This is a genomic window from Peribacillus sp. NPDC094092, from assembly GCF_050279365.1.
Taxonomy (GTDB): Bacteria; Bacillota; Bacilli; order Bacillales; family DSM-1321; genus Peribacillus.
Map to the genome: position 1 here is coordinate 14,564 of NZ_JBNNUC010000013.1, position 21,067 is coordinate 35,630.

The following is a 21,067-nucleotide window of genomic DNA, read 5'->3' on the forward strand; positions in this document are numbered from 1 at the left end:
GATATATAGCAGCCTTTCTGGCTCTTTTTACTCCAGCTTTATATATTGCATTTATCTCGTTTCATCCAGTTAGCCATTTCCATTATAGGAACGAGGTCCAGGGTTCGGTTTCCAGCACTTATCGAAGCATTATTTATGGAAGTATCAATCGAAATTTTGAGGGAAGCCGGACTACCTTTGCCTAAGCCAATTGGTCCAGCAATGGGAATTGTCGGTGGATTAATCATTGGTGAAGCTTGCTGTACAGGCAGGGTTTGTTAGCCCTATTTTAGTGATTATAGTAGCGTTAACTGCTATTTCATCGTTTGCCATTCCGCAATATAATGCAGGGATTGCGTTACGTATTCTCCGTTTCGTCGCCATGCTTTGCGCTGCCCTATTAGGATTATACGGGGTCATTCTATTCTTTCTTTTCATGATCAGTCATTTGGTGAAATTAAAGAGCTTTGGTGTACCTTATGTGAGTCCAGCCCTTCCTTATCGCTTAAGTGATTGGAAAGACTTTATGGTTCGCCTGCCCCTTATGATAATGAAACGTCGTCCAAAAATGATGCAGACGAAAGATTCGATACGCAAAGGATAGCTTACTACGAAAGGAAGTGGACAAGAGATGATTCTCAGTCCAAAAGATCGAATTACCACGCCACAAGCGGCAGTTATCGTCATCAACTTTATACTCGGTTCAGGAATCCTCACCCTGCCCAGAACAACTTCTGAGAAGGTACATACACCAGATGGATGGATAAGCGTTATTTTAGGCGGGCTGATCGCGATGATGGCAGGGGTGATTATGGTCAAATTAGGCCAACAGTTTCCCGAAAAAACCTTTTATCAATACAGCCATGAAATTGTAGGAAAATGGATGGGCGTATTACTTAGTTTACTTATAATATGTTATTTTCTTGTAACTACCGGGTTTCAACTCCGTTCAATGGCGGAAGTAGTAGATTATTTGTTACTGGAAGGAACGCCTATCTGGGCAATTATGATGATATTTATGTGGGTAGGTCTCTATCTAATCATTGGCGGTATCAACCCGATTGCCCGTCTGTTTGAAATTATATTACCTATTACAATTTTCCTTTTTTTAGTAGTCGTCTTTATGAGCTTTAAAATATTTGAAATCGATAATCTGCGTCCGGTATTAGGAGAAGGAACTATCCCAGTACTTAAAGGAGTAAAAACAACGGCTCTCGCTTTTTCAGGGCCAGAAATCATGTTACTGCTTCTTCCGTTTATGAATCAGCCAAAAAAAGCAGTAAAAGCTGTTATTGTTGGAGTTTCCATTCCATTGATTTTTTACGTGATAACGATCGTAATGGTTATCGGGGCATTATCTATTGATGGAGTGGTCACGAGAACATGGCCGACGCTTGATCTTATACGAAGTTTTGAAGTCTCTGGTTTGATTTTTGAACGGTTTGAATCTTTGTTGCTCGTGATATGGGTTATGCAGATGTTTACTACCTTTACCATCAGCTATTACGCAGCTGCTTTAGGGCTGGCTCAACTTTCGAAAAAGAACATTCATCCATTTATGTATGGCTTACTACCTCTTATTTACATCATTTCCATGACCCCCAAAAATATTAATGATCTATTTAAATTTGGGGATATGTATAGCAATGTTGCATTGTTTTTATTTGGCTTACTGCCTCCGCTTCTACTTATTATCTCAAGAGTAAAGAAGAAAAATTATGAAGCAAACACATAACAAAGTACGGTTCCTCTCTTGTTTCCCTGTCCATTCTTTATTTCTTATCCCTTACAGGATGTTGGAGCAGTCATGAAATTGAAGAGCAAAGTTTGTATAGGTTTGGCATTCGATAAAGGCAAGCAGCCCTTCATCGAGAAAAAGTTAAATGAACAAGGGGATGGTTATTCAAAAAAGGACCTGATTACTGCAACCAATCAATTTATAACTCCACAAGTAGCAAGTTCAACAACGAAACAAGCCGGACTACAAAAACAATCTTATGTTAATGTTTCTCAAACGGGAGATTCCGTCCTTCAAATGACTCATGAATTATCATTAAGAAGTGAACAACCTTTAACCGCTCACCATATGAAAGTGATTGTTATCAGTGAAGAGCTTTAAAAATCTTATGGTTTGGAACAATTACTTGATCTTAATCTTCGTGATAATAATTTTAGACCAAGCTGTCTTGTGCTCATCAGTAAAGGAAGGGAAAGCAACACACTCGAAACAAAGACTGCAGGGGAAATTCCAGCGTTTCGTCTGGTTGGTATGTAGAAAATTCCTATCGAACAACGAGGATTTGCCTCCTATGCCGCTTATTTAAAAAAATAATGTCCGCTTTGCTTATTGCGTGATTTGGTTCCATTGCTACACAAACCCCATTTTGAAAAAATTACAGTGGTAAGTCAGGCAGCGTTTTATCAAAAGGTAATGGAAATAGAAAAGGATAAGTCATAACAATTGGATATTTTTTCATATGTTTTCCCTCATTCCTCGAATCGTTTCCGTACCCCTATTTGGCTTTTAGCGTGTCGTATTTTGCTTTAGCGTACAAAATTTCCGAAATTTTAGTGTACCCTGACTCTACACCCGAATTTAGAAATGGAGAATCAATTATGCTTTTGCTTAGTACAATACATATCAAGATAATACAGTTAACCAGCTTAGACAACTCTATGAAATCAAGAAAGCCGAAGAAGTACTTATTAATTCAAGACAAGGTTTTCTTCATACAAGATCATGAAATATCGTTATTTAATATATAAAAATAACAAGCTTTAACTTTTATATTTTTAATTAACATGTCCGAAATTTTAAAAAATCCTTACTAATTCTCTTTATATTTTTAATTTGTTAGCTATGTCTTTTTCTTTGGCAGACAGCAATACTGCAAGTTTAACTCTTGCCTTTTTACTGTCATAATCTCTACCTAGAATAACCCCTCTCGTGTACAGATCAAATGTACTTCCTCTATCATCGTAAAGTATGCACTTGGCCTTCCTCAGAACTTGTGATTACTATCATCTTTACTCCACTTGCAATTGCTTCAGAAATTTCACCTACCATTAAAGGCGAAACTTGTCCTCTTCCAACACCTTCTAGGACGATTCCTTTAACTCCACTTTCAACAGCAGCCCTTATAAATTTTCTATCTGCATCGATATAACATTTTATAATATCTACAGGGGATAATTTGTGTCCAATTTTTAACACTCTCTTATCATTGGTTTATGGTAAATATTTACAACGTCATTATCGATGAACTCAAAGTAGCCATATCCAAATGCTGCAAATCCTTGCAAATTTGAAGCATGAACTTTTTTAACATATCGAGCAGACCAAATCCGTTCGTTAATTACAGCTACTGTCCCTACGTCTTCTGATCTTTCATCAATGGCTACAAACATCGCATTGCGTAAATTCGTGTTTACGTACGATCCGAAATCCTCTAAAGACCTTTGTGCCCCAGTTACAACCACTGGTCGTTTATCAGTAACTGTTAAGTCTAAAAAGTAAGAAGTCTCCTCTATGGTGTCAGTACCATGAGTAACAACAACTCCATTAACTGATTTATCTTGGAACACTTCTTCAATTTTGTTTTTAAGCTGAATCAGTGTATCAAATGTCATGTTCATACTCGAAAGTTGAAATAAATTATAAATTTCAATTTCTATATCGGAAGGCAAATCACATAATGAGGCAAGCTCTTCACCTGTCATTTCTGTGCACCGTAGCAATCCACTTTCAACTTTTTTGCTTGCTATCGTTCCACCTGTTGTAATTAAGGCTACCTTTTTCATTCTTTATGCTCCAACCTTTCATTATATATTCAACGTATAAATACAAGTTTTTCAAGCCACTGTTAACCTTGTATATCGTAAAACCCTTACTGCTAAGTCAACTTGACTATTTCTTCTTTGAATTTTACGCCTCCGCGCCAAATACGAGAGCTTCAAAACGCATCAACATAAACTGATTTTACCTGAATTTCTGTTAACCAAAGAGGATAGGCCGGGACTTCCATCTCTTAGCCGTGAACGGGTGTTTTGTGAGGTGGCATCAAATCTTCAGGGATTGGCGAAACGTAAGTTTCTCCTCCCAAGCGCCCAACACTCCGTCATACATTGCATCGTTGGCACCACCCAACTGACATCACCAACATCAGTGGAAACCCATCATCGTAGCTTCCTCCTCGCTAAGAGGAGGAAGCACATCCAACATGGATTTCCCTTTTAATTTTATGGCCGTCTCTTTATCCATTGCTGCAAAAGCAGCATCAAGATCTGCCTGAGAAAGGGTAGTCTGAATTTCTTTAGCAAACTTCTGGTCAAACTCGTCTTAATGCGGAACACCGACAGCTGTTAAGTTTTTGTACATAACCTCTGCCAGGGTGGTATTAGGCACTAAGTTCGAATAACCACCTTCAAACTCGACTTCTATCGTTGTTTCTGTCATCAAGGCTGCACCTCTTGCAATATCGTACACCCTGTCCTAAAGATCCTTCAATTGCGACATTTAGGAGAACGGATCGAATAAACAACCTCAGCATGGGATTGGACGACATTCGGGGCATTCCCGCCTGAATCAGTAAATGCATAATGCACTCTGGCCTCCGGAATCATATGTTCCCTTAGATAATTAACAGCGATGTAGCCAGCCGAGTGAAATTAAATCAAGACCGCGAACTTTGACCAAATAGGTCGGTAACCATGTTGCAAGTCCCCACATGATCGCATAAGTGCAGTAAAAAGCAATGAACAGATTCCCCATCATTGTTTATCCTAATGGAGCGTTTACTTATTGAGTTAACGAAGCATTTTAATTTAGTAGTATCAGTATGCCAAGATTTAGAGATTAATTGCAAATGTCTTGAAATTTTAAAACAGGTTTATCCGGGTTAACCCAGCACAAAAATCCTTGTGTGATCACACCACATACGCTAGTCCGTATACTGTGCCGTTGGCCAGGCTGATGGCACAGTATAGCGCTTCCTAATATCTTTTATTAATTTGAAAAGCTTCCTGTTGCAACAAAAGGTCATAGGTATCCGTGCGTCGATCACGTAAAAACTGAAGCAAATTACGTGCAAAATCAATTTCTTTCAAATTGACTTTCTGAATTAATATTCCTTCTTGATCATCTAGTGATTGCAAGATATCGCCTAAAGGGTTACTTACAAAGCTTCCACCAAAGAATGTCATATCTTTTTCTCGGCCCACACGATTACTTGCAGCTATAAAAACACCATTTGAAATACCGTGAGCAGAAATCGCTTTTTCCCACGCTGGTCGCAATGAGAGTTGAGGATTATCATAATCTGAACCAATAGCGGACGGATAGAACATGATCTCCGCTCCTTGAAGAGCCAAAATTCGGGCTACTTCTGGAAACCACTCATCCCAGCAAATCCCAATCCCGATTTTTCCATATCGTGTTTCATAGACCGGATATCCTGTGTTTCCTGGGGTGAAATAGTACTTTTCTTCATATTGCGGGGCGTGTGGAATATGATTTTTACGGGTAGTACCAAGATAGGTACCATCAGCATCATAAACAGCTGTACTGTTGAAATATACACCCCGTCCTGCCTTTTCATAGAACGGTACAATCAATACCACCTCTAATTTTTTAGCTAGCTCACTCATGGCTACGAGAGTTGGGCTATCTATAGGTTCTGCGGTGTCATATAGATTGACGTCAACACTCTGCCCGCAATACTGGGCGTTGAAAAGCTCCTGCAGACAAATAATCTGAGCCCCTTTTGCTGCCGCTTCTTTAATTTTTTCTGTGGTATATTCTACATTTGCTGCAATATCTTCACCGCATTTTAATTGAACCAATCCAATCGTTACTTTTTCGTTCATTTCTATTTCCTCCTAGGTAATGGTATTTTTTTAATAATTATCTTTGCTACTGTGAAAATAGCATATTTCAGGGTTTCGCTAAGTATCTACTAAATTAGATGCCAATTAATATCCATCCCTTTCAATTCAATCTATTTCATTCACACATTTGGAAAGATTGTACCTACTGTTTAGACTGAGTGTTCCCCTTCTTCAAAATGTAGTTGCGGTGGCTTTTGCCTAAACATTTTTGTTAAATATAAAAGATATAAAATTCCGCAGGCCAGCCAGCAGCCTCCCAAAATCAATGCATGCATACTTGACTTGACCAAAAACAACCCTGAAAAGAAGGCACCCATCAGAGGGATAATCAAGTAGAGAATCGTACCTTTAACTGACCTCTTCTTCTTCCTGATAAAATAGTGGAAAATGACAGACAAATTAACGGCCATAAACGCGAACAAAGCACCAAAATTAATAAGGGAGACAGCTGCATCAATATCCATGTAAATCGCTGACAAAGCGATTACCCCTATAAGTAAAAGATTATAGACAGGGGTGTGAAACTTTGGAGAGAGATAACCAAACACTTTTTTAGGTAGTACATTCTCACGCCCCATGGCATACAGAATTCGAGATGAACTTGCACTTGATGCAGCAGCTGAAGCAAAGCTGGTCGTAATCATTACAGCAGTAAAAATGGAATTCAACAGATTACCGCCAATAAAAACCATAATATGATTTGCTGCTGTGTCAGGGCTGATGAAGGAATCGAAATTCGGAAAAATCATCTGTGCAAAATATGTAACAACAATAAATAAAATTCCACCAATCATAGTAATAAGTAAAATTGCTTTAGGAAGAGTAGTTTTAGGGTTTTTTGTTTCTTCTGACAGGGTTGACACTGCATCAAATCCTAAAAAGCTAAAGCATAAAAGTGGGACAACGCTAAGTATTGTAGACATTTTAACGTTGGGATCGAAAAAAGGAAGTGATGAAAAAAGAGTGCCTGTTCCTTTTCCTTCTAAAAGCCCCCTTATCGATAAAATAGCAAACAGAACAAAAAATAATACTTGGAAGATAACCACGTACATATTAAAATTAGCTGCTATCTTAACCCCGAGTATATTGACTGTTGATATAATGGCGATAAATAGGATGATCCATACGAACATAGGTACAGATGGAAAGTAAGCGCTTGCGTATAATCCAACAATTAAAGAACTAATCATAGGACTAAATACATAATCAATTAATATTGTCCAACCAACGAGAAAACCGACATGTGGACTAATTGCCTTTTGTGTAAATGTGTAGGATGAACCTGCTATTGGAAATTCTTTTGACATCATTCCATAACTATAAGCAGTAAACAGCATGACGACTAAGGCAATGGCATATGCTGTCGGAATCATACCTTGTGTGCTTTCGATTGCAACTCCATATGTGACAAAAACCGTTAAAGGTGCCATAAAAGCTAATCCGAACAAAACGACGTGTCGTAAAGAAAGTGCCCGGGTAAGGGTTGATGATTGGCTCTTCATTCTTTAGACCAAACCTCCTTTAGGATAAATCCATTTGATACATTTAATATCTAACTAATATTATTTAGCTTGAGAAGGCTACACTTTATTAGTTGTCAAACAAATCTGAGTTTACTGATAGATACTTTCGTGTTGACGAACAATTCTGTCCAAATATTCTTTATAAGTGAGGAAAGTTTTCCTTTCTTATAGATTGGATTTGTTTTTTTAGCAGTTTTTCCTCAGAAGGTTTATCAGTCTATATAAACTGACTATTGTTGTGTGATGCAATGAATGCCTTCCCCACCAGTTAAAAGCAATGGGGTTAATTTGAACCAATTTTGCGATAAGGGAATGCACTTTGAAGGGTAGCTTCAAACTCTCTGGCATTCCTGGTTCCAATATTTCGCAATTATGACGACCCCATTGGAAATTAAAAAGTTCAGGTAGCTGACTTCTGGAACGTCAATCACCTTATCTCTAAGATTAATGCCGAATTTTTCGAATCTATCACCGGGTTCAATCAGGTTATAACCCCAAAATAGTAATAAATTAGGATTATCTACATAAATAAGCTTGAGCGACATCCGTTTACATCAGTCGTGTGTTTTAACTTATCCACTTCTCCTTTCATTCTTTCATAATCAGCCTTCTCCAAATCGTTACTTTCCCTTGCTTCTATAGAGATTTAGGCAACTAAAATATATGTGGATCAACGAATCTTGCCACTTCATCAATGTGTCCATTTGCCCCGTATCCGAAGAAGTTTTCTATTATAGGACTTCCATCAGCAGTTAATTTTGTAGGAAAGAGGGCTCCGCTCTAACCAAATGATCTTCTTTTGTCCGTATAATCTGAGGTATTCCTTCGCAATTTCTTCAATTGTTTTTCCAGGATTACGCCTTCTCCATTAACCTCTATAGCTCCACCTTCTGCTATAATGCCAGATGATTAAAGTGGTATGTTCAGCTCTTTTGCCATTGCCTTATCAAAATTACCAATCGGCCTTGCCCTGTCTTCGTCCCATATTCCATAGTAGTTCCAGGCAAAATCCGCAAAACAATCAAAATACCTTCCCGAAATTTCTCCAATCATTCTTTTGCACAAAAACCCTCCTCAGATAAATTAATGTTTTTTTGACTTAATTGAATATTTTGACTTCTATGAATACTTAACTTTAATTAAGGTAAGCATCCCCCCTTTCACTGGGATTATTTCTATATTTTTTGCCAATAGGATTAGACAATGGAGCAAGACTACAAAAAGCGGAACTGAAAATTTTTAAATTCATAACCTATCAATTTTCCCCAAAATGTTTTTCAAGTAGGATTTGTTAAAAAGACGGCAGATGGTTGATTATTATTAAATCGGAATTGAGAATAAGGAAACTGTTTTAGTTTTAAAAGTTTCCATGGGTATAAAGGAAGAATAAAAGATTGTCACCTTTTATTCTCAGTAATAAGCCCATATAGTAAAATATCAACAATTTCAGAAAGTGCTTCTGAAACTGTTTTTCGATTTATTAAAAAAAATTTCTGATCCAGAGTGGAATTGATTGATTCAATAATAACCTTCATAACCAGGGATACATTCCTATCGATAATGACGCCTTCCCTAATTCCTTGCCCGATTAGATTACGGAGCAATTCCCAATCACTCTTTAGTAAGGTATCATCTTCATCCACTGTTCAGGATAATACCGTTTCATTTGATCTAACACTTTTAGGTCAGTAAACTCGTAATGATCGGAAAAACTGAGATAACCCTTTTTATCTTTTCGATTAAGGATAATAGGTCATTCTCTATAATGGCCGTAGCCTTTTCACCCATATTTTCAAACGTGTAATCAATAATCGCTTCCAGCCTTTCAGCTTTTGAAGAATAATACTTGTACAACGTTTTTTTGCTAATACCTAGTCGTTTTGCCAAATCGTCTAAAGGAAATTTCAAACCTTTATGTTCTATTTCTTCAATAAAAGTTTTTATAATACAATCTTTCATAAATATCTTACCCTTTCAAAATATAAACACATAACAGAAACTAATGAGACTATAATAGTTTCCTGCAGTATATCCTTTGGATAGTATATCCTTTGGCCGATATTTTCACAATATAAATTTTGAATATTCAAAAAAAAAAAAAAAAAAAAAAAAATACTGCGGTATATATGCTAATGATTAACGCGTTAATCAAGGGAGTAAAATATAATCGGTTTTGGTGCAGAAAATCTAGTAAACTTGTAAATATTGATATATATAAGCGCAAGAAGGCGCTTCATAACAGCGTGTAGCTAGTCACATTGGCATTACACTAATCCATTTTGTCAAAAGATCAGATCATGGTGATATTTTTACTTACAGTAGCGTCCAGTAGAGGAAACGTTCTGGGCTGCGATTACTAGGGGGAAAAAATTGAACACCGAACAAAGAATTCTTGGCGCGTCAATTGGCGTCACTATCTTCGTTGCTTGCTTTAGGATCATCTTCGGCCTGCTATCAGGGTCGTTCTCCATCTCCTTTGATGGTGTCTATTCTCTGACCGATGCAAGTATGAGCGTCTTGGCGCTTATCGTCTCGAAGTTGATTACTTCGTCCACCGCACCGAATGGGCCAAATGGCAAATTGAGTGAACGCTTTACCATGGGATTTTGGCACTTGGAGCCGATCGTCCTTGGTCTCAACGGCGTCATGCTCATGGGGGCTGCCGTTTACGCATTGATCAACGCAATTGGTAGTTTGATGACGGGGGGCCACGATCTTGAGTTCGGTTTCGCCATCGTCTATGCCATTGTGACGGTGATCGCCTGCTGTTCTATGGCTATCTTCGAGACACGTGTAAACAAGACCCTTCGCTCGGATTTTGTGGCGCTTGACGCCAAGGCTTGGATGATGACCGGCGGCATCACCGCCGCGCTCTTAATCGCATTTTGCGTCGGCTACGCCATTGAAGGAACGAATTTGGACTGGCTTACGCCCTATATCGATCCTGCAGTTCTTGCGCTGATCTGCTTGGTGATTATTCCGCTGCCGATCTCAACGGTGAAGCAGGCCTTAGCCGATGTCCTACTGATCACCCCTCAGTCACTCAAGCAACATGTGGACGAAGTCGCACAGGACTTTGTGAAGCGCTACGGTTTCGTTTCCTACCGCGCTTACGTCGCAAAGGTTGGCCGGGGAAAGCAGATTGAACTGTACTTCATTGTGCCTAGCGGGTGGCCGGCGAAACGCCTTGAAGAGTGGGACGCCATCCGGAATGAAATCGGCTATGCCATCGGCGAGGAAAGTGCTGATCAGTGGTTAACGATCATGTTCACCACCGATGTTGAATGGGCGAACTAAAAACATGGGTAGTGAGCAGGCTCGACCTTGCCAGAGCATAGACAGCGGCGGCAAGGTCGAGCCGAGCGCCGTTTCCGGCTATTTCGGCTGAAAAAAACGTGCACCTCTCTTTAACTGGCGTAAGATTTCATTTCTGAAATCCACTCTTTAACCGTACCAATATTGATACGGTTTTTTTATGATTTTCATAGTTGTAAGATTTGACAACTATGAAAATTCTTATAAACCCTTGATAAATCTATGTTTTTTTATTTTATAAGTGTTTTTCTATCTCACTCTCTTTAAGACTATGCTCCATGCAATGTTCGGGTGGGGCCACATATGAAAAAATCACCAATTTTTATGACTTATCCTTTTCCAATATTCATTTCTTGCATCGAAGTCAGCGTATTTACTGGGGCAAATGCTCTGTGAAGATATCTCTTGTGAAGGTGGTTCCGTTTTTACTCTTGTCGTTCTAATTAATATATTGTTTGATTTTTTGAAAAATGTTCGAATATTATCTGATCACAATAGGATCTATAGCGAACTGAAAGTAAGGGATAAAAGATCGGCAACTATTCTTATTAATGGAGAAGAGCGTCATACATATAAGAGGATTCATGAAGATATCATTGAAATAGAATTTACTTTAAAAGAAAAGAAGCTCTAGACTGGAAGTCTTTTTTGCTGACTTGGATGAGTTTACCCTGTATTCCATCGCCTTTGTCATTATTAAACTGTTGATTGTTATCTGTGTTCATGTTTTCTTCACTTCCGCAACCACTCAACACAATAGACAATGTAAAACTGGCCATCCAATGATATAGAATTTCCCTCTATTAGCTTCATATGTTTTAGCACTCCTTTTTAATTGCGCTATTTTCAATTGAATATTGTTTTCCTGTTTAACTAGCTACCAACTAGCCTTTTCTTAGATTTAAGATTATGTCGAATTCTAGGGCTAATTTGTTTGAATGGGTTAAAACGATGACACATTTGTTTTCCTCGTGAGCCAATTGTTGATACAGCTGTATAACATCTTCTGAAGTATTTTCATTCAGATTCCCTGTTGGTTCATCTGCAATAATGATATTAGCGTCAGTTGATAATGCTCACTGCTCAGTTGATGTTGGCTGCTGCGATAAACATTTGATTTTATAGTGCTCGGGTTCGTAAAAATTACACTTGATGTGGTTGATAAGGAGCACTATGCGCATTGTGTACATTAATCATTTCCGCACCATTTAATGCATAAATTCTCGCCATTTCAAGCTGCAGACCTTCAACGCCTTTACCCCGAAAATGTCAGTGATCAATTTGTAACTTACAGTACAGAATTTACTCTATATGCTGTACATTTTAAAAATCCTACATTAACTTCGATATTTAAGTGGGAAATCTCAGATGAAATGATTTATTTTTTTAGGCTCTTTACCCCGAATCGTTGATTTAACGCATAGAGTAACAGTATTCTACCATATGAAGCAGCCGCAATCTTTCGTTGAAAAATGTGACTTAATGATGTAATAAGTAAACAACATTCGTATTTAACGATTTTCCTCCTAATAGCCTTGAACGTATATTTTGTTGGTGTTGTTTTTGGATATGTATTTAGATGAGGAAAAACCATTAAAAAGAGGGCAAAACGTCCTTGTGTTTTCGGTGTTCCCAAATTTAAAACGAATCAAAAAATATCCTTCTTGGATAGATTAGCTGCTTTAGTTTACATTTACGTTTATCTTTAAAGGAAAATAATTTTTTCATTGTCAATATAGCATTACAAATGTTAAGATAATTCAGGAAACTATTATAGTTTTTTATGTTTTCATATGCTTGAGGGGAGGATATATATTAAAAATCGAATTATAAAAGCTTTTATTGAAGAAATTCAGCTTAAAGGTTTGAAATTTCCATTAGACGATTTGGCAAAACGACTAGGTATTAGCAAAAAAACGTTGTACAAGTATTTTCCTTCAAAAGTTGAAATGCTGGAAGCGGTTATTGATCACACATTTCAAGATATGGATGAAAAAGCCACGGCCATTATAGAGAATGACCAATTATCCTTAATCGAAAAGATAAAAGGTGTTATTACAGTTTTGCCAGATCATTACGAGTTCATTGCCCAAAATATATTAGATCAAATGAAACGATATTATCCTGAACAGTGGGTTAAGATGGATACCTTACTAAAAAGTGATTGGGAATTGCTTCGAAATCTAATTGAGCAAGGGGTTAGGGAAGGCGTCATTATCGATAGGAATGTATCCTTGATTATGAAGGTTATTATTGAAGCTATCAATTCCACACTAGATCAAAAATTTTATATGGAAAATCGAATGACAGTTTCTGAAGCACTTTCTGAAATTGTTGAAATTTTACTATATGGGCTTATTACTGAGAATAAAAGATAACATTTCTTTTATTCTTCCTTTATACCATTGGAAACTAAAGAAACAAAAATAGTTTCCTAAATAACGAGTTTGATTAAAAAGTATCTAAATTCCCTCATAAAATTGATTAGTATAGTATGTTATGAGAAACAAGCTATATTAATCGCTGTTCTTCTCTCGATGAATGTAATTACAACTAACAAGGATAACATGGAGGTATTAAGAAAATGTCAAATCCATTTGAAAATTATCAACCCGATTTTTGTACTTCAGGTTCTTTTATGAGATTGCCTTCTGAAAGCGAAAATACAAAACTTGCCATCTTAGGAATGCCTTTTGATACAGCAGCATCCTACCGTGTGGGAGCTAGATTTGGTCCACAAGCCATTCGTCAAGCATCTATGTGTTTATCTTCTTATCATGCACTACTTGATGTTTCTCCTTTTGAAGACACAAATGCAATCGATATAGGGGATGTACCCATAATTACGCAAAATATCCATCGAAGCTATGAACTCATGGAAAATTCCATGTTAGAACTTATGAAAAAGGGAATCATCCCTATTGGATTAGGAGGCGACCATTCCATCACATTAGCAAGTCTACGTGCAGCAGCCAAAGTACATGGACCTGTAGCCTTAATTCATTTTGATTCCCATACAGACACCTGGGATACCTATATGGATGAGAAATACTGGCACGGTTCTACTTTTATTCGCGCACATGAAGAAGGACTTGTACAGCCAGATAAAGTATTTCAAATTGGAATGCGCGGTTGGGAAATAACTTCTAGTCTGGAGTTGGGATACAACGTCATTACACAAAACGAGCTATTTACGCGCGGGATCCAAGATGTTGTTCAACAAGTAAAAAGCACGATTGGTAATACTCCTTGTTTCTTAACCTTTGATATCGATTTCGTTGATCCTGCTTTTGCTCCAGGAACTGGTACACCTGAAGTTGGTGGCTTAAGCAGTCATGAAACACTTAAAATGGTCCGTTCTCTTACTGGCTTTAATTTTGTTGGAGCTGATCTAGTTGAGGTACTACCTTCGTTTGATCCAACTCAAACTACTGCTCTTTTAGCTGCTACATTAGTACACAACTTTGCAAGTCTTGTAGCTTTAAAAATTAAACAAGAAAATGACCAAGTAGAAGTACTATCGTCCACTGATTAATCTGAAAATTCAGTATTATAAATTTGCATGTTAATGGCAGGATCCCTGATTGTAAAAAATGGCGTAAAGCTTTGGATATTAAACAAAGAAGCAGCTTTTTATTCCAGCTGCTTCTTTCAAAAGTAAAGGAGGAATTTTATTTGAACAAACATGGTGATTTAAAACGGTCACTAAATTTATGGCACATTGTCATTATTGGACTTGGATACATGGCGCCGACGGTTGTTTTTGATACGTTTGGCATTGTTTCGGAAGAAACAAACGGTCACGTTCCTGCTGCTTATCTTTTTGCCATGTTAGCCATACTGTTCACAGCATCTAGCTACAGGAAAATGGTAGTAGCCTTTCCAACAGCAGGATCCGCTTATACGTATACGGGAAAATCACTTCATCCATCGACAGGGTTTCTGGTGGGATGGATGGTTTTGCTTGATTATATTTTTACACCTATGATTAACGCATTAATTAGTAGCATTTATGCAGCAACGATTTTTCCTAATTTTCCGACTTGGTTATGGATTATTAGCTTTGTAGCAATAATAACCTTGACAAACATTTTTAGTCTAAAAGTATCAATCTCAATTAATACATTATTTGTGCTATTTCAATCTTTGGTCGCGTGTGTCTTTGTTATTTTGTCTATTAAAGAACTTTTGCAAGTAGAAGGAACGAGTCATTTATTTCCACTTCATCCATTCTATAGCGCTAATATGGAAATGTCTTCGCTGTTAAATGGCGCAGCCATACTCTGTTTTTCCTTTCTTGGGTTTGATTCTGTTACAACACTTGCTGAAGAAACAAATGACCCTAAAAAAACAATTTCTCGAGCGATATTTTTAATTGTAATGATAGGAGGCATCCTTTTTATCACTGCTTCCTACTTTGCTCAATCATCATTACCATTATTTCCAAATATTAGAAATGTTGATGGGACTTCGTCGGAGATGGCTTTTCATATGGGAGGAATCCTTTTTCAGTCAATTCTCTTTGCAGCTTCACTAACTTCAACTATTGCATCCGGTATCGTCTCTCAGATTAGTGCCTCTCGACTTTTGTATGCAATGGGGAAAGACAACATAATACCAAGGAAAATTTTCAGCTATGTTCACCCGCGCTTTGGGACCCCCATAATAAACATCATACTAATTGGAATTGTTGCACTCACCGCTATTTTTCTGAATTTAGCCACTGCAACATCCTTTATAACTTTCGGCGCGCTAACCGCCTTTACATTTGTAAATATTTCTGTATTTTCACACTATTTCATACGTAAAAAAATGCGTAATCTCAAATCAACAATTATTTATCTGGTTTCACCTTTTATTGGTACAACCCTTTTGGGGTTTTTATGGATAAATCTTAAATTAAATGCTATTATGCTAGGACTTGCTTGGGGATTACTTGGGGCGATTTACCTTTTTGTAAGTAAAAAATCCAAAAAGGAAATACCAAAATTTGACCTTGACGGGATAACCGAGGAACAAATTAAGTAATATTTTTTGATAATTAAACGATTTATTGTAAGCGATTTCACAGTTGCCCTGAATATGTTTTAGGGTCAATTTGTTAAAAATGTGGTACATATTAACGCCTCTTTTACCATCGCAAAAAGACCATCCTTGGTCAACTTTTGCTTCATCAACACATATGTAAAAAGGCTGAGGTCTGTCCTCCAATATTTTTGCATTTACTCTATTTAATCGAAATTGCTTCTTTTTGAATTAATAATCCGTACGTGTCTGTTCCCACTCTATCAAGGGATGAGATGATTATCTGTTATTATTGGGGAATTTTAAACAGTTGATATTGGGTATTTTAGCACCGGGGGTGACAGAGGCTGAGATAAAAAAGGTTGATATTTTTGTTTAGTCTTTCTTCAACTCACGTCCTGTAGACTATATGAGAAGTTTCTTGATTTCTTGAAAAAGCATCTGCTTAAGTGAGCGCAGATGCTCTTTTTTTACGTCGCCATAATAATTATCCCTTAACTTCCTATACATCGATCTCTCTTCCACTGTTAGATTCTTGCTTCATTTTTTGTAATCTGTTCATTTTTTCTTCCGTTAATGAATATCTCAAAATAAAGATAATACTGACTCCACATAATACTGCTGGAATATAGATACCCATATTTCCAATACCTACAAGAGCTTCATTCGTTATTCCATTTGGATTGTAATGATAGAAAGTCAAAAGGAACCCCTGTAACCACATACCTAAAGCAGTACCAAGTTGGTGGGTTGACAGTTTCGTACATATCAGTTGCATAAAAAAAAGCTACCTTAAAGACAGCTCCGATCTTCAGCTAAAGCACCCTTTAGTTCAATAGGTTATGTAAAGAAAGATAATATTTATATCAAATTGACACTGAGAAACAAAATAACACGAAACCAATAAGAAGTAACCAAGAACGAATAGATTGAAAGAACATCCATCGTTTTCTTTTCTCCTCCCAATCAGTGGGTGGATTGTCTGCATCCCATTGTTGGATTTCCTTGTTAATAGGAACATTATATATAATAGTTATTATTGTTGCTAAAGTGAACATTCCAGCAGAAGAAAAACGGCTTGTAAGCTCGATACCTCCAAGTTCTTTGGTAAATAATGCGAAAGACAAGGTTAGAATCACACTTACAGGCATAAATATGGGCATTATAAGTCCATATGTTTTCAGTGAACCTTGTTCAAAACGTATATGTTGCTTTTGTGGTAATTGACGGATAACTGGATGTACTAAAGCGTATGAAGTAAACTCAGCACAAGCAGTGAAGCCGGCTATTATCAATGTAATAAAACCTAAGAAATCCAAATTGTCACATCTCCTAATATTCAATTAATAATATCTTTCTTACTATACAAGTTTTGAACAGTATTTTGATATTAATAATTTTTTCTTCAACTAACCTGCCCAGTTAATGAAACAATAAAAGCTGCCAAAATGACAGCTTGATTTGTGACTCTTGCACGATTACAAACGTACTTATTCAACTCTTATTAAGGCTTATATTTTTTAACTCCAATGATTTACAGGAAGGACATTGTGCGGTTGATATATGGGTTTCATTATGTACCCACTTATAATGGCAAGTCGAGCAGAGTAGAACTGTATGTTTTTTTATGAATTCCATTGATTCATTTATATATCGCTCATAATCTTGAGGGTAACTATCTGCTAATGTACGAGATACAAAATTATAATCACACTCACTTCCGTTCCAATATTCTTTACCACCTTTATACTCAATGATATTTTACACTTCCTACTATTTTTATTTTCTTATTAAATTAACCTGCCCCGATAGTTAATTAAGGATATTTTTTTACATTCAAAAGGCCACTAAATGATGGCCTTTTTCAGGAACTAACACAGTTATATATGTTTTGATAATTTTATAGAACTTGGGGATCAATCAAATTTTTTTCCTCTATGAGTTTAACCTTTCTTTTAGGAACCCATCCAAGCCACGTTTCGCGATCTATTCTGGGTATATTTAAATTATCCCCTACTAGCATTGAACCAGAAGATATCTGAAATTCATCTTCTGTTTCTTGTAGTATCTGAACCCTTTCTCCATCCACGTTTCCAAAGTACGATACACTTACACAATCTGTTAATTCACTTCGATTTACTTTTTTTGAATAGACTCCACTGTTATAAATATTAACAAAAGCATGGTCAATATCATTTATTTCTTCTGTCATAATTTTTATATTATTATCCATATCAATAGTGATTTCATACTCAATCCCATTGTATTTTCCATATATACCCGATTTCAACATGTTAGTCACCCCATAAATCTATTTAACTGCTATAAACATTATCCCATTAAAAACAGCTATAACTAGATCATCCCCTTTACCTTTTTTGTATATATTTTATAAGATAAGAGAGACCTCCTTCTTCCACAAACCTGCCCCGTTATTGCCATAAGAAAAGACAGCCTTAGCAACCTGCCTTATTGTAAAGTTGACGCAAACTGTGCGATATATCTCTAAAATAGAGGATTGGAATAATCCAATCCTTTTTCACTAAACTTTATGCACTTTGTGTGAGTATACCGATAATGTTATATAAGATTGGGAACACAAATAAAACGATGTTAAAGATTATCCCAACCAATGAAAGTTTATCCCGATTCATTTTATATCCTACAAACCCTAATGCAGCTCCTATTGGACACAGGATAAACGGAAACACGAGTGGCATTCCTTGAATTTTCAACGATACGATATCAAATAAAAAGTTAACGATCAATAATGTTAAAACAGACGGGATTAGAATGGATATAAGTCCAGGTATTTTTTGCATAACAATTGCTCCTTATGAATTAGATTATAAAAATTTGTGCCTTTAAAAAATTAACACTACCGTATTTTAACAATAATAAGAGTTTGCGTGAATATCAAACCACACAGTACGAATACACTGTGCTTGTGGAACTATCCTGCCCCTTTAGTGCCATAAGAAAAAGAGCTGATCGTGATCGTCACAGCTCATTAAAGCTATAGCACCTTTTAGTCAAGTAACCTTCTATTGATAAAAACATATACAATTGTTAATAAAAGCAACATAGCAATTATAAGAACCGTTAATTCATAAGGATAGTCAATAAAACTATTGAAAACTACTAACAATCCTAACGGTAGAAAAAAAGTTCCACCTGTCACTGTACCTAATAAAGACTTATTTTTTATCAATTTTTCATTAAATCCTGCTAACAACCAGGTTTGTTTTTTCACAGCTACTAAGTACGATACAAGTAAAAGAGCTATACCAATAACCAATAATCCATAATCCACCTTTTCACCCCCAAAGGACAATTTTATTTCCTGCTACTTTTAATACAACTAAAAAGGTAAAAGTTACCTTTTCCTGTTGATTTTACCACAAAAACCCATTTTCCTTATTCAACTAACCTGCCCCTTTAGTTCTATAAGAAAAAGCTGCCTTAAAAACAGCTCTGAGCTTCAGCTAACGCACCCTGTTAGTTCATTAAGATTTATTGTAGAGTTGAAATAAATAGTGCAGTAAGGGGTCCTACCTACAAAACGCGGAAAACATACGCTAAGGAATCATCGGCCTATAAACGAGGAGAGTCGACCGTGGCCAAGTGAAAACAAATATAATCCATAATTTTATCTTAATAAAAAATGTTCAAGGTATTTTTCTATTTCTTCAATTGAATTTATAGAGAATTTTTTATCTTTATAACTTATAACGCCCTCATTTATGCACTGAGTTATTGAACGATTTAAACTTCTAATTGGTGCACAGACCTCACTTGATAAAATTTGCTTTGTAAGGTTATCTAAATCACCGATTTTATAATGATTATGTAAACTTAATAAGATACGATCTTTAACTGTTAGCAATGATAACTTTGCCGCAGTATCTGAACTTAAAATTAATTTTGAGGCAAGTTGTTTAATTATGTAAAAATTAAAATTAAAATCGATTTTCATCCATTCATAAACCTTTGTTTTATGGATAGCTATCGTTTCACAATTTTGTTTTGCAATAACACCGAGCGTTTTAATTTTTTCATTAAAAATTTCTATCTCCCCAAAACAACTATATGAATCATAAATATATAGGGAAAGCATCGTTCCCTCATAACTTTGTCTATACACTTCTGCCATACCTGTAGTTAGAATATAAAGATAATTATTTTGTTCATGTGGGTGAATAATAAGGCTACCTTTCTTGTGTCTTCTATAAATAAATTCTTTCTTAATATGCGTTGGGGCATCATTCACAATATCTTTAAAATTCATATTTTCACCTTCTTTTTGCTTTTGGTCATTTGACCTATTTTCATTATAGATTGAATTATATAATAAGGCCAAATAAGTATTGGAGGTCTTGTTATGAGAAGATTAATTATTGACACAGATACTGGAAGTGATGATGCTGTTGCTCTAATTATGGCATTAAAATCAACTAATTTTAAAGTAGAAGCGATAACAACTGTTTGTGGCAATGTTCCAGTTGAATTGGCAACAAAAAATGCACTAATGACTATCGAAGTTGCTAATGGTCAAAAGCCACCTATTTATGTTGGAGCAGGCAAACCACTTATGCGTGATTTAGTTACAGCTGTTAATGTTCATGGTGAAGACGGAATGGGAGATTGTAATTTAATAAATCCTACTCTTTTGCCAGAAACCAAGCATGCCGTAGATGCTATCATTGAAATTATTGAAAATAACCCTGGTGAAATCGAAATTGTAACCATCGGTCCTGTTACAAATATAGCACTTGCAATATTAAAAGCGCCAGAAATCATGAAGAAAGTTAAGCGTATTTATTCAATGGGTACTGCTGGATTTGGTCCCGGAAATACTACACCTGTAGCCGAATTTAATGTATATGTAGATGCAGAAGCATATAGCATTATGATGAAATCAGGAATTCCCATTAGTATTATCGGCTTTGATATTTGCTTAGGCGAAGCAGCTTGGAATAGAGAAGATATGGAATTTTTAATGGTGAGCCAAAAGGAAGAAGCAGTGTTTGCCGTTCAATGTAATCGTTCCCTTCTAGAATACAACTTACAAGCAAGTGGAGGGCACTTTGTTGATTTGCCAGATGCCGTGGCAATGGGGGTTGTATTATGGGATGATATCGTTATTGAAGACAAGTTATGTTACTGCTATGTGTGTACCACAGAAGAAGCAACCTATGGTCAGGTGATAGTAAATGACGGTAGTAAACTTGCCATTTCTGATGGCTTTGCAGGCCATACTCCTAATGCAACTATCTGTAAAACCATTGATAATCAGTTATTCAAGAAACGGCTATTAGAATTATTGGTAAGTTAACATT

At 36.4% G+C, this 21,067-nt stretch carries 19 protein-coding genes and 3 pseudogenes; 9 read left to right on the top strand and 13 right to left on the bottom strand.

The genetic code is table 11. From position 1 onward, the window contains the following. Positions 1-23: 23 nt before the first annotated feature. The 4 genes and pseudogenes from ACQKNS_RS26690 to ACQKNS_RS26705 form a co-directional block, all read left to right on the top strand. Positions 24-261, top strand: a pseudogene (locus ACQKNS_RS26690) (spore germination protein); the annotation flags it as partial. Further along, a complete protein-coding gene (locus ACQKNS_RS26695; protein WP_427646240.1) occupies positions 230-583 on the top strand; it encodes a spore germination protein in 354 nt (117 codons plus the stop codon). The pseudogene ACQKNS_RS26690 and the gene ACQKNS_RS26695, both read left to right, overlap by 32 nt. Before the next feature lie 27 nt (positions 584-610). After that, on the top strand, positions 611-1,714 hold the full coding sequence (locus tag ACQKNS_RS26700; protein ID WP_427646195.1) for a spore germination protein: 1,104 nt from the start codon (positions 611-613) through the stop codon (positions 1,712-1,714). A 72-nt stretch (positions 1,715-1,786) separates the two neighbouring features. After that, positions 1,787-2,098 carry a hypothetical protein gene (locus tag ACQKNS_RS26705; RefSeq protein WP_427646197.1) on the top strand — a complete coding sequence of 104 codons (312 nt, stop codon included), beginning with the start codon at positions 1,787-1,789 and terminating at the stop codon, positions 2,096-2,098. A gap of 719 nt (positions 2,099-2,817) precedes the next feature. Here ACQKNS_RS26705 and ACQKNS_RS26710 read toward each other — a convergent pair. The 7 genes and pseudogenes from ACQKNS_RS26710 to ACQKNS_RS26740 all read right to left on the bottom strand — a co-directional run bounded on the left by ACQKNS_RS26710 (position 2,818) and on the right by ACQKNS_RS26740 (position 9,347). Further along, positions 2,818-3,780: pseudogene (locus ACQKNS_RS26710) on the bottom strand (asparaginase). 838 nt (positions 3,781-4,618) lie between these two features. Continuing rightward, entirely contained in the window at positions 4,619-4,750 is a 132-nt protein-coding gene (locus ACQKNS_RS26715) for a hypothetical protein (RefSeq protein WP_427646198.1), read from the bottom strand. 221 nt (positions 4,751-4,971) lie between these two features. Then, on the bottom strand, positions 4,972-5,844 hold the full coding sequence (locus tag ACQKNS_RS26720) for a carbon-nitrogen hydrolase (protein ID WP_427646200.1): 873 nt from the start codon (positions 5,842-5,844) through the stop codon (positions 4,972-4,974). A gap of 170 nt (positions 5,845-6,014) precedes the next feature. Then, a complete protein-coding gene (locus tag ACQKNS_RS26725; protein ID WP_427646202.1) occupies positions 6,015-7,367 on the bottom strand; it encodes an APC family permease in 1,353 nt (450 codons plus the stop codon). A gap of 353 nt (positions 7,368-7,720) precedes the next feature. Next, on the bottom strand, positions 7,721-7,933 hold the full coding sequence (locus ACQKNS_RS26730) for a hypothetical protein (protein ID WP_427646204.1): 213 nt from the start codon (positions 7,931-7,933) through the stop codon (positions 7,721-7,723). Positions 7,934-8,297: 364 nt separating this feature from the next. Next, on the bottom strand, positions 8,298-8,453 hold the full coding sequence (locus ACQKNS_RS26735; RefSeq protein ID WP_427646205.1) for a hypothetical protein: 156 nt from the start codon (positions 8,451-8,453) through the stop codon (positions 8,298-8,300). Between the two features lie 332 nt (positions 8,454-8,785). Continuing rightward, positions 8,786-9,347 (bottom strand): annotated as a pseudogene (locus ACQKNS_RS26740) (TetR/AcrR family transcriptional regulator). A gap of 411 nt (positions 9,348-9,758) precedes the next feature. Between ACQKNS_RS26740 and ACQKNS_RS26745 the strand changes: the two are divergent. From ACQKNS_RS26745 to ACQKNS_RS26760, 4 genes are all read left to right on the top strand, one after another. Beyond that, positions 9,759-10,685: a cation diffusion facilitator family transporter gene (locus ACQKNS_RS26745; protein ID WP_427646207.1), complete on the top strand. Its 927-nt coding sequence runs from the start codon at positions 9,759-9,761 to the stop codon at positions 10,683-10,685. A 1,811-nt stretch (positions 10,686-12,496) separates the two neighbouring features. Further along, positions 12,497-13,081: a TetR/AcrR family transcriptional regulator gene (locus ACQKNS_RS26750; protein WP_427646209.1), complete on the top strand. Its 585-nt coding sequence runs from the start codon at positions 12,497-12,499 to the stop codon at positions 13,079-13,081. A 206-nt stretch (positions 13,082-13,287) separates the two neighbouring features. Beyond that, positions 13,288-14,238 carry an agmatinase gene (gene speB / locus ACQKNS_RS26755; protein ID WP_427646211.1) on the top strand — a complete coding sequence of 317 codons (951 nt, stop codon included), beginning with the start codon at positions 13,288-13,290 and terminating at the stop codon, positions 14,236-14,238. A 140-nt stretch (positions 14,239-14,378) separates the two neighbouring features. After that, complete coding sequence (locus tag ACQKNS_RS26760; protein WP_427646213.1) at positions 14,379-15,731, top strand: APC family permease; 1,353 nt, start codon at positions 14,379-14,381, stop codon at positions 15,729-15,731. A 499-nt stretch (positions 15,732-16,230) separates the two neighbouring features. Here the strand turns inward: ACQKNS_RS26760 and ACQKNS_RS26765 are convergent, their stop codons facing one another. The 6 genes from ACQKNS_RS26765 to ACQKNS_RS26790 form a co-directional block, all read right to left on the bottom strand. Further along, on the bottom strand, positions 16,231-16,506 hold the full coding sequence (locus ACQKNS_RS26765; RefSeq protein ID WP_427646215.1) for a hypothetical protein: 276 nt from the start codon (positions 16,504-16,506) through the stop codon (positions 16,231-16,233). An 88-nt stretch (positions 16,507-16,594) separates the two neighbouring features. Continuing rightward, a complete protein-coding gene (locus ACQKNS_RS26770) occupies positions 16,595-17,047 on the bottom strand; it encodes an anthrone oxygenase family protein (RefSeq protein ID WP_427646217.1) in 453 nt (150 codons plus the stop codon). Positions 17,048-17,628: 581 nt separating this feature from the next. Continuing rightward, positions 17,629-18,021 (bottom strand): hypothetical protein, encoded by a 393-nt coding sequence (locus tag ACQKNS_RS26775; RefSeq protein WP_427646219.1) that lies wholly within the window; start codon positions 18,019-18,021, stop codon positions 17,629-17,631. Between the two features lie 256 nt (positions 18,022-18,277). Further along, entirely contained in the window at positions 18,278-18,550 is a 273-nt protein-coding gene (locus ACQKNS_RS26780) for a hypothetical protein (RefSeq protein ID WP_427646221.1), read from the bottom strand. Positions 18,551-18,756: 206 nt separating this feature from the next. After that, complete coding sequence (locus ACQKNS_RS26785; protein ID WP_427646222.1) at positions 18,757-19,041, bottom strand: DUF3784 domain-containing protein; 285 nt, start codon at positions 19,039-19,041, stop codon at positions 18,757-18,759. A gap of 336 nt (positions 19,042-19,377) precedes the next feature. Beyond that, positions 19,378-20,016, bottom strand: coding sequence for a Crp/Fnr family transcriptional regulator (locus ACQKNS_RS26790; RefSeq protein ID WP_063574983.1), 639 nt, complete (start codon positions 20,014-20,016; stop codon positions 19,378-19,380). A 93-nt stretch (positions 20,017-20,109) separates the two neighbouring features. On the opposite strand from ACQKNS_RS26790, the gene ACQKNS_RS26795 reads away from it, so the two are divergent. Then, the gene (locus tag ACQKNS_RS26795; protein WP_427646224.1) at positions 20,110-21,063 is read left to right on the top strand and encodes a nucleoside hydrolase; all 954 of its coding nucleotides are present in this window, start codon (positions 20,110-20,112) and stop codon (positions 21,061-21,063) included. Positions 21,064-21,067 lie beyond the last annotated feature (4 nt).

Bases quoted from the DNA above. Each gene is read 5' to 3' on its own strand.
- ACQKNS_RS26700 (WP_427646195.1), top strand. From the start codon at position 611: ATGATTCTCAGTCCAAAAGATCGAATTACCACGCCACAAGCGGCAGTT.
- ACQKNS_RS26705 (WP_427646197.1), top strand. From the start codon at position 1,787: ATGAAATTGAAGAGCAAAGTTTGTATAGGTTTGGCATTCGATAAAGGC.
- ACQKNS_RS26715 (WP_427646198.1), bottom strand. From the start codon at position 4,750: ATGGGGAATCTGTTCATTGCTTTTTACTGCACTTATGCGATCATGTGG.
- ACQKNS_RS26720 (WP_427646200.1), bottom strand. From the start codon at position 5,844: ATGAACGAAAAAGTAACGATTGGATTGGTTCAATTAAAATGCGGTGAA.
- ACQKNS_RS26725 (WP_427646202.1), bottom strand. From the start codon at position 7,367: ATGAAGAGCCAATCATCAACCCTTACCCGGGCACTTTCTTTACGACAC.
- ACQKNS_RS26730 (WP_427646204.1), bottom strand. From the start codon at position 7,933: ATGTCGCTCAAGCTTATTTATGTAGATAATCCTAATTTATTACTATTT.
- ACQKNS_RS26750 (WP_427646209.1), top strand. From the start codon at position 12,497: ATGCTTGAGGGGAGGATATATATTAAAAATCGAATTATAAAAGCTTTT.
- speB (WP_427646211.1), top strand. From the start codon at position 13,288: ATGTCAAATCCATTTGAAAATTATCAACCCGATTTTTGTACTTCAGGT.
- ACQKNS_RS26765 (WP_427646215.1), bottom strand. From the start codon at position 16,506: ATGCAACTGATATGTACGAAACTGTCAACCCACCAACTTGGTACTGCT.
- ACQKNS_RS26775 (WP_427646219.1), bottom strand. From the start codon at position 18,021: ATGTTGAAATCGGGTATATATGGAAAATACAATGGGATTGAGTATGAA.
- ACQKNS_RS26780 (WP_427646221.1), bottom strand. From the start codon at position 18,550: ATGCAAAAAATACCTGGACTTATATCCATTCTAATCCCGTCTGTTTTA.
- ACQKNS_RS26790 (WP_063574983.1), bottom strand. From the start codon at position 20,016: ATGAATTTTAAAGATATTGTGAATGATGCCCCAACGCATATTAAGAAA.
- ACQKNS_RS26795 (WP_427646224.1), top strand. From the start codon at position 20,110: ATGAGAAGATTAATTATTGACACAGATACTGGAAGTGATGATGCTGTT.